6 protein-coding genes are annotated in these 8014 nt (G+C 71.9%); 3 read left to right on the top strand and 3 right to left on the bottom strand.

The genetic code is table 11. The annotated features are described in order from the left end of the window. Positions 1–56: 56 nt before the first annotated feature. Together OG948_RS25545 and OG948_RS25540 are read right to left on the bottom strand one after the other, a co-directional pair. Positions 57–941, bottom strand: a complete 885-nt coding sequence (locus OG948_RS25545) for a LysR family transcriptional regulator (protein WP_406298687.1) — start codon at positions 939–941, stop codon at positions 57–59. Positions 942–1202: 261 nt separating this feature from the next. Continuing rightward, the gene (locus tag OG948_RS25540) at positions 1203–2678 is read right to left on the bottom strand and encodes a putative Ig domain-containing protein (protein ID WP_406298686.1); all 1476 of its coding nucleotides are present in this window, start codon (positions 2676–2678) and stop codon (positions 1203–1205) included. 323 nt (positions 2679–3001) lie between these two features. Here OG948_RS25540 and OG948_RS25535 point away from each other — a divergent pair, with 323 nt between their 5' ends. From OG948_RS25535 to OG948_RS25525, 3 genes are all read left to right on the top strand, one after another. Beyond that, a complete protein-coding gene (locus OG948_RS25535) occupies positions 3002–4486 on the top strand; it encodes an alkaline phosphatase family protein (protein ID WP_406298685.1) in 1485 nt (494 codons plus the stop codon). Between the two features lie 137 nt (positions 4487–4623). After that, the gene (locus tag OG948_RS25530; RefSeq protein WP_406298684.1) at positions 4624–5982 is read left to right on the top strand and encodes an MFS transporter; all 1359 of its coding nucleotides are present in this window, start codon (positions 4624–4626) and stop codon (positions 5980–5982) included. After that, positions 5979–6974 carry a TolB family protein gene (locus tag OG948_RS25525; RefSeq protein WP_406298683.1) on the top strand — a complete coding sequence of 332 codons (996 nt, stop codon included), beginning with the start codon at positions 5979–5981 and terminating at the stop codon, positions 6972–6974. The genes OG948_RS25530 and OG948_RS25525 overlap by 4 nt, the downstream gene beginning before the upstream one ends. Before the next feature lie 222 nt (positions 6975–7196). Here the strand turns inward: OG948_RS25525 and OG948_RS25520 are convergent, their stop codons facing one another. After that, complete coding sequence (locus OG948_RS25520; RefSeq protein ID WP_406298682.1) at positions 7197–7991, bottom strand: SDR family NAD(P)-dependent oxidoreductase; 795 nt, start codon at positions 7989–7991, stop codon at positions 7197–7199. Positions 7992–8014: the final 23 nt, after the last annotated feature.

The following is an 8014-nucleotide window of genomic DNA, read 5'->3' as shown; positions in this document are numbered from 1 at the left end:
CGATGGAGGACACGCCCCGGAACGCACGGCACACCCGACGGGCATGGCGCCGATCCTCACACGTACTCGATCTCCTGGACGCCCTGACGGCGGCTGTAGTCGAGCAGCGCGCGCACCTCACGGCTGATCGGGCCGCGCCCGCGCACCAGGCCGACCGTCCTGACCAGCCTCGGACTCATCGACCGCACCGTGACACTGGACGCGAACGGCTGGGCCAGGTCGGCGTACCACAACACCGAGCCGTGCCCGGCCAGCACGCACGGGATCCACGCGCCGCGATCGTCGGTCTCCATCGCGACCGTCGGCCGCACCCCGGCCGTGGCGAACAACATCTCGAAGTCGGCCCGCCGCCCGCTGCGGCGGGACGGCAGGATCATCGGCAGCCCTTCCAGATCCGTCCAGGAGACCGGATCCGGCAGGCGGGTGCCCTTCGGCGAGACCAGGACCACCTCGTACGAGCGCAGCGGCAACACCTCGAAGCCGCCGGGCGCGGGCAGATCCACCAGCGCGATGTCGCTGTCGCCGGCCCGCAGCGAGGCGAACAGGGCCTCTCGGCTGTCCTGTCGATCCACCACGATGTCCAGATCCGGGTGCGTCTTGGCCAAGCCGGGCAGCAGGCCGCTGGTGCACTCGATGGCGAGCGTCGCGGTGGCGGCCAGGTGTACCGTGTCCGCCTGCGCGGGCTCCTCCGTCCGCACGAGGTCCTTGATCGCCTGCACGCCGCGGAGCACCTTGCGCGCGAGGGCGACCACCTGGACACCGGCGGCCGTCGGCACCAGGCCGCGACCGACCCGGGTGAACAGGACCACGTTCAGCTCGCGTTCCAGGCTCTGCAACGATCGGGACAACGCGGGCTGGACCACGAAGAGTTCCTGTGCGGCGCCGGTCATGCTGCCGTGTTCGGCGACGGCGATCAGGTAGCGCAGCTGTTGAAGGGTCACGGGGTATCCACGCCCCCGATCGGGAGCTCGACCCGATCGCGCGATCGGGTCCGGGCTCGTGCTCGGTGTGTCGCACGGTGGCTGTCGACCATGGTGTTCCTCCAGGGTGTGCCGTGGTGCCGGGGTGGGTGAAAACGCTGGCTGAACCTCGGTTCCCGGGGCGGCCGGACGGGCCGGCGCGGCGCCCGGGGCGGCTGCCCCGAGCGACACGCCGACCCATCCGGCCGGAGTTGTGCTCGCACTGTGCGCTTCGACTGTGGTTCAGAACCAGGTGACATTCCAAGGGAACGCGGCGGTGGCTTTCGCGCCGACCGCATCCGTCGCGGTCACCTCGACCGCGAACGACCCCACACCCCACGCCCGACCACTCACCACACACGTGAACGGACTCAGGAACAACCCGGCCGGGAGATCACGCGCCACACACGAATACGGCGCCGTCCCACCCGAGACCCGAACCGCCACGGTCACCCGCTGATCGAACCTCGACACCCGCGCCCCCGGACTCGCGATCTCCACCCCACCCGAGGGCGTCGCGGCCACCGTCCACCCGAACGACACCGGCGCCGACACCGCACCCACACTGTCCGCCGCCGTCACCGACACCTGCGAAGTCCCCGACACCGACGGCGAACCCGACACCACACAACCCCCACCCGCCGCCGACAACCCCACCGGCAAACCCTGGAACACACACGTGTACGGACCCGAACCCCCCGACACCACAACCGCCAACGACACCACCCGACCCACCACACCCGACTGCCCACCAGGACTCACCACCGACACCGCCGACGGACCACCCGGGATCGCCTCGGGCGGCAACGGAACCACCCACAGCGGGCTGTTGGCGCCCTCGGAACCGACGTACAACGACCTGCCGTCGGGCGCGTACATCAGCGACTCGCCCTGCGTCGTGCTCGGCGACGCGAACTTGGCGAGTTGTTGCCCGGGCGCCGCATAGACGGTGATGTCGGAGTAGTTGCGGATCGCGAACGAGCGCCCGTCCGGCGCGAACGCGCCGTCGGTCGCGGTGTCCGGCGCGGGCCCCACCGCGGTCAGGTCGTTGACCTGGTCGGTACGCAATCGCAGCGGCGCCGAGTAGAGCGAACCCGGCGCGCCGAAGAGTTTGCTCGCCACGTACAGCCGGTTGTCGCGCGGGTCGATCATCGCGGTCTCGGCGTCGTGTGGACCGTCGGCGAACCGCAGCGGGAAGCTCGTCGCCGGCAGGGTGGCATCGGCGAGCGTCGCGGGCTCGGCGATGCGGTACAGCGTGACCTGGGCGCGCGTACCGAAGTTGTTGCCGATGTCGGCCGCGAAGATCGCCGGGGCACCCGCGTCGTCCTTGCCGACCGCGATGGCCTCCCAGTCGGTATTGGTCACTCCCGACACGCGCAACACCGCGACGGTGCGGCAGGTGCTCGTGTCGATCGCGAACACGTCGGGCGTGTTCCCGCTGTCGTTGAGCGTGTAGGCGATGCCCGGGTGCCGGGAACTGGGCGCCAGGCCACTGGATTCACCGATCCGCGCGTCGGCCGGGTTGCACTGCACCCGGGGTGGATCGACGGCGTGCGCGGGGGTGGCGCCGGTGAGCGTGGCCAGGGCGGTGACCAGGGCCGCTACGCAAGCGGTACGGACGGTGCGGGTCGCACGGGTGGCACGGAGGCGGTCGAGCCGTCCGCGTTCGCCGCTCGGTGGACGGCTGTGCGACCTTGCCTGGGGACGTGGTCGATTCATGTTTCCAGGAGATGAGGCCGATCTCACCCACGTCCAATACCGGTCGAGCATGCATTCATGACGCACCGACATGAGTGCGCCGGTACCGCACCGCTTGGGCATCGGTGCATGAGCGCTGGGTCGGCGTACGACCGCGATCATCCGGCGTTTCGGGCGGAACGGCGCCCTCTCCCGGCCGGTCCGGGCACGGAAGTCGACGGCGGGACGTGCGGTTTCGGGTCGGGGTGAACCCATTCTCGGTGCCCGCGACGGGCGTTGCTTCCTCGGGGTGCCGATTCCACGCTGCGATTCCGCTTCGTCCACGCCCAAGGAGGCGCCAGGTCATGTTCGACTCCGGATCCGGGTCCCGGTCGAGGGCCCGGGGCAAGCCCCGATCGGCCACATTCGTCGCGTTGTCCGTCGCGATCGCGCTCGGCGCGATCACCGCCGTGACCACCCCCGCCTCGGCCGGTGCCCCCGACCGCCCGAAGGCGCAGGTCGTCGCCGCGATCCCGCGCTACGACCACGTGGTGGTGGTCGTGCACGAGAACGCCAACCACGAGGAGATCATCGGCAATTCGCAGGCCCCGTACATCAACCAGCTCGCCGCCGGCGGCGCTTCGTTCACCGATTTCCACGGCGAGACGCATCCCAGCCAGCCCAACTACATGGCGATGTTCTCCGGTTCCACGCAGGGCGTCACCGGCGACGAGTGTCCGCCGCCCGGCTCGCCGTACGCCGCGGACAACCTCGCCAAACAGCTGATCGACGTGGGCGCCACGTGGGGCAGCTACAACGAGGACTGGTCGGCGGCCAACCCGGGTGCCTGCACGAGTGGTTCGTACGCGCGCAAGCACAACCCGTGGTTGTCGTTCGCGAACGTGCCCGCCGCCACCACGTATCCGGCCACCGCGTTCCCCACCGACTACAACACCCTGCCCACGATCTCCTACGTCGTGCCGAACCAGTGCAACGACATGCACGATCGTCTGTTCAACCCGGCCTGCGGGATCTCCACGGGTGACACCTGGACCCGGAACAAGCTGAGCGGCTACGCGGAGTGGGCCAAGACCCACAACAGTCTGCTCGTGGTCACCTGGGACGAGGACAACTTCCGCAGCGAGAACCGGATCGCGACGGTCCTGTACGGGGCGCACGTCAAGCCCGGCCGGTACGCGGGCCGCAAGGACCACTACAGCCTGCTGCGCACCTTCGAGGACATGTACGGCACCCGGCGCTCGGGCCAGGCCGCGACCGCGACACCGATCACCGAGGTCTGGCAGGACGGTGGTCCGTCGGCGGTGTCGGTGGTGAGTCCTGGTGGGCAGTCGGGTGTGGTGGGTCGGGTGGTGTCGTTGGCGGTTGTGGTGTCGGGGGGTTCGGGTCCGTACACGTGTGTGTTCCAGGGTTTGCCGGTGGGGTTGTCGGCGGCGGGTGGGGGTTGTGTGGTGTCGGGTTCGCCGTCGGTGTCGGGGACTTCGCAGGTGTCGGTGACGGCGGCGGACAGTGTGGGTGCGGTGTCGGCGCCGGTGTCGTTCGGGTGGACGGTGGCCGCGACGCCCTCGGGTGGGGTGGAGATCGCGAGTCCGGGGGCGCGGGTGTCGAGGTTCGATCAGCGGGTGACCGTGGCGGTTCGGGTCTCGGGTGGGACGGCGCCGTATTCGTGTGTGGCGCGTGATCTCCCGGCCGGGTTGTTCCTGAGTCCGTTCACGTGTGTGGTGAGTGGTCGGGCGTGGGGTGTGGGGTCGTTCGCGGTCGAGGTGACCGCGACGGATGCGGTCGGCGCGAAAGCCACCGCCGCGTTCCCTTGGAATGTCACCTGGTTCTGAACCGCCGGCAGGTCACCTGGTCCCGACCGCCGATCCCTCCCCAGGTGGCCCGCTTCGAGTGTGCCGAGTGCCCGAGCCGGCGCTCGGCACCCAGCACTTGCCCGTTCCCCGCGCCGAGCCGCAGCCGGAGGCCCCGGATGTACCTGTCGTCCAGCCGTTCCGCCGACCTCGCCTCCGGGACGCGCGCCGCCCGCGCGAAGGCACCGCCCGCGCGGGGTGCGCCCCCGGCGTCGTCGCCGCCGCCCGGGCGGGGCGCCCGTCGGGTCGCGCCCGTGGTGCTCACCCTGGGCGTGGTCTCGCTGGTGACCGACATCTCGGCCGAGATGGTCACCGCGGTGCTCCCGGTCTACCTCGTGCTCGGACTCGGCCTCTCCCCCATGGCGTTCGGCATGTTGGACGGGCTGTACAACGGCGCGACCGCCGCGTCCCGGCTGCTCGGTGGCCATGTCGCGGACCGATTCCGCCGGCACCGGACGGTCGCCGCGGTGGGCTACGGCATCTCGGCCGGCTGCAAGCTGCTGCTGCCCGCCGCCGGCGGGGTGTCGGCGATCGGCGGGGTGCTCGCGGCCGATCGCGCGGGCAAGGGCCTGCGTACCGCGCCGCGCGACGCGTTGATCTCGATGGCCGCGACACCGGCGGACCAGGGTCGGGCCTTCGGTGTGCATCGGGCGATGGACACCGCCGGCGCGCTGTTCGGGCCGCCGGTCGCGCTCGCGGTGTTGTGGGTGACGGCCGACGCGTACGACGCGGTGTTCGTGGTGAGCTTCTGCCTGGCCGCGTTCGGTCTGCTCGTCCTGCTGCTGTTCGTCCGCGATCCGACGCCGGACGCGGCCGGCGACGCGGGCCGGCGATCGGGTCGCACTCCGGTGCGACTGCGCGACGCGGCGGCGATGTCGCGAGTGCCGGGCTTCGCCCGGGTGTGTCTGGCCGCGCTGCTGCTCGGCACGGTCACCATCGGCGACGCGATGCTCTACCTGGTGCTGCAACGGCACACCGACCTGTCGCCGCACCTGTTCCCGCTGTTGCCGCTGGGCACCGCGCTGGTCTTCCTGCTGTTCGCCGTCCCGGCCGGCACCGCCGGGGACCGGTACGGACGCGGCCGGGTCTTCCTGGTCGGCCACCTCGCGCTGCTCTGCGGCTACCTCGCGCTGCTCACCCCGCTGCCCGACCTCACGCTGATCCTGGCGATCCCGGGGCTGCTCGGCCTGTTCTACGCCGGCACCGACGGCGTCCTGATGGCGCTGGCGGCACCGGCCGCGCCGGCCCGACTGCGCGGCGGCGCGCTCGCGCTGGTCCAGACCGGACAGGCCGCCGGCCGGGCGCTGGGCGCGGCCGGATTCGGCGCCGCCTGGACGCTGTACGGCCCGCGCACCGCCGGCGTCCTGGCCGCCGTCGCACTCGCCCTCGCCCTCGTCGGCGCGACCGCGCTGCTGGCCGGCGGCACCCTCACGCCGGGCGGCTCCCGCCCGGCCGCGTCGAGAAGGGCATCCCGATGACCCGCACCACGCGCCTGACCGTTCTGGCCCTGGTCACCGCGCTGCTCGTCGGCCTCGCGGTGGTGTACACGCTGCGCGCGGCGGGCGACGCGCGGGCCGGCCGGGACGGCGACTACACGACGCTGCGCCTGGACCGGCCGGGCCGGATCGTGTTCCGCGGCACCACCGCCGACGCCGGCCGGGACCACGTCGCGGCGGTCGACGCGGCCCGTCCGGCACGGCGCGACGTCGCCTCGCGCCGCTGCCTGGTCTTCCACGCCGCGCACGGCACCGGCGTGTGCCTGCAACCGGCCACGCTCGCGCTCGGCACCTACGACGCCGTGCTGCTGGACGCGAACCTGCGCGAGAAGGGCCGCCACCCGCTGGCCGGGACACCCTCACGAGCCCGGGTCGCGCCCAGCGGACGACTGGTCGCGTGGACGTCGTTCGTCAACGGCGAGTCGTACGCGGGCCTGAACTTCTCCACCCGGACCGCGATCCTGGACACCCGGACCGGCCGCCTCGACGACAACCTGGAGTCGTACGCGCTGTATCGCGGCGCCGAGTCGATCCACGCGCCCGACGTCAACGTCTGGGGCGTGACCTTCGCCGCCGACGACAACACCTTCTACGCGACGGTGGCCACCGGCGGGCGCACCTGGCTGGCCCGGGGCGATCCGGCCGCGCGCACGTTGCGCACGGTGCGCGAGAACGCCGAGTGCCCGTCGTTGTCCCCGGACGGCACCCGCGTCGCGTACAAGAAGCGGGTTCCGGGCGCGGACGCCGACCGGCCCTGGCACCTGTTCGTGCTGACCCTGGCCACCGGCGTGGAGACCCCGCTCGCCGAGACCCGGACCCTGGACGACCAGGCGGAATGGCTCGACGACGGCAACGTCGTCTACAGCCTGCCGGGGGATCTGCGCGGCGACGTGTGGACCGCGCGCGCCGACGGGACGGGACGGCCGACCCTGCTGATCCCGCACGCGTTGTCCCCGGCCGTCCTGCGCGGCTGAGTCTCTCAGCCCGTCCAGCGCTTGAGGACACCCGAAAACCCACCAACCCACCCGACCGGGCAACCCACATCCAGCCCGTCCGGTGTTTGAGGACACCCGAGCCCACACCAACCCACCCGACCAGGCAGCCCACATTCAGCCCGTCCGGCGCTCGAGGACGAGCACGCCCCAACGAGCCCGACCCGGGCGGACCCATCCAGCCCGTCCGGCGCTTGAGGACGATCAGACCCCGTCCACCCCGTCCGCAGGACGACGATGCACGACCCGAGCCGACGTCTGATCCCGCGCCAGCACCAGCATCGAGTCGATGTTCACGTGCGGCGGCCGTGTCGCCACCCACCCCACACACTCCGCGATGTCCTGGCCCACCAGCGGCGTCATCCCCGCGTACACCGCCGACGCGCCCTCCGCGTCGCCGCCGAGCCGGTTGAGCGTGAACTCGGTCTCGACCATGCCCGGGTCGATCTGGCACACCCGCACCGGTTGCCCACGCAACTCCAGCCGCAGCACCCGCGTCATCGCGGTCACCGCGTGCTTGGCCGCGTTGTACCCCGCACCGCCCTCGTACGGCTCGCGCCCGGCCACCGACCCGATGGTGATCACCTGGCCGTCCCCGGACGCGATCAGCAGCGGCAGGAACGCCTTGGTCACCCGCAGGGTGCCGAGCACATTCGTTTCGTACATCGCGGTCCACGCCGCCTCGTCGGCCTCCGCGACCGACTCGGTGCCGCGCGCGATGCCCGCGTTGTTGACCAGCACGTCACAGCGGTCCACCGCGGCGGCGAACGCGGCGATCGAGGCCGGATCGGACACGTCCAACGGCAGCGCGCGACCTCGGCCCGCGCAGCGCTCGACCACCTCGTCCAACCGGTCCTTGCGGCGCGCGCCGAGCACGACGTCGTAGCCCAGACCAGCCAGATGCACGGCGGTCGCGGCCCCGATCCCGCTGCTGGCGCCGGTGACCACCGCACAGCCTCGGTACGGCGTCGTGGGGTTCGCGGTCTCGCCCTGGGTCATCGCGCGGTTCCTCTCATGCGTGG

The sequence above is a fragment of the Embleya sp. NBC_00888 genome, from assembly GCF_045207655.1.
GTDB lineage: Bacteria > Actinomycetota > Actinomycetes > Streptomycetales > Streptomycetaceae > Embleya.
The sequence above is the reverse complement of the archived record's forward strand: the minus strand, read 5'-3'. Positions and strand labels throughout refer to the sequence as shown.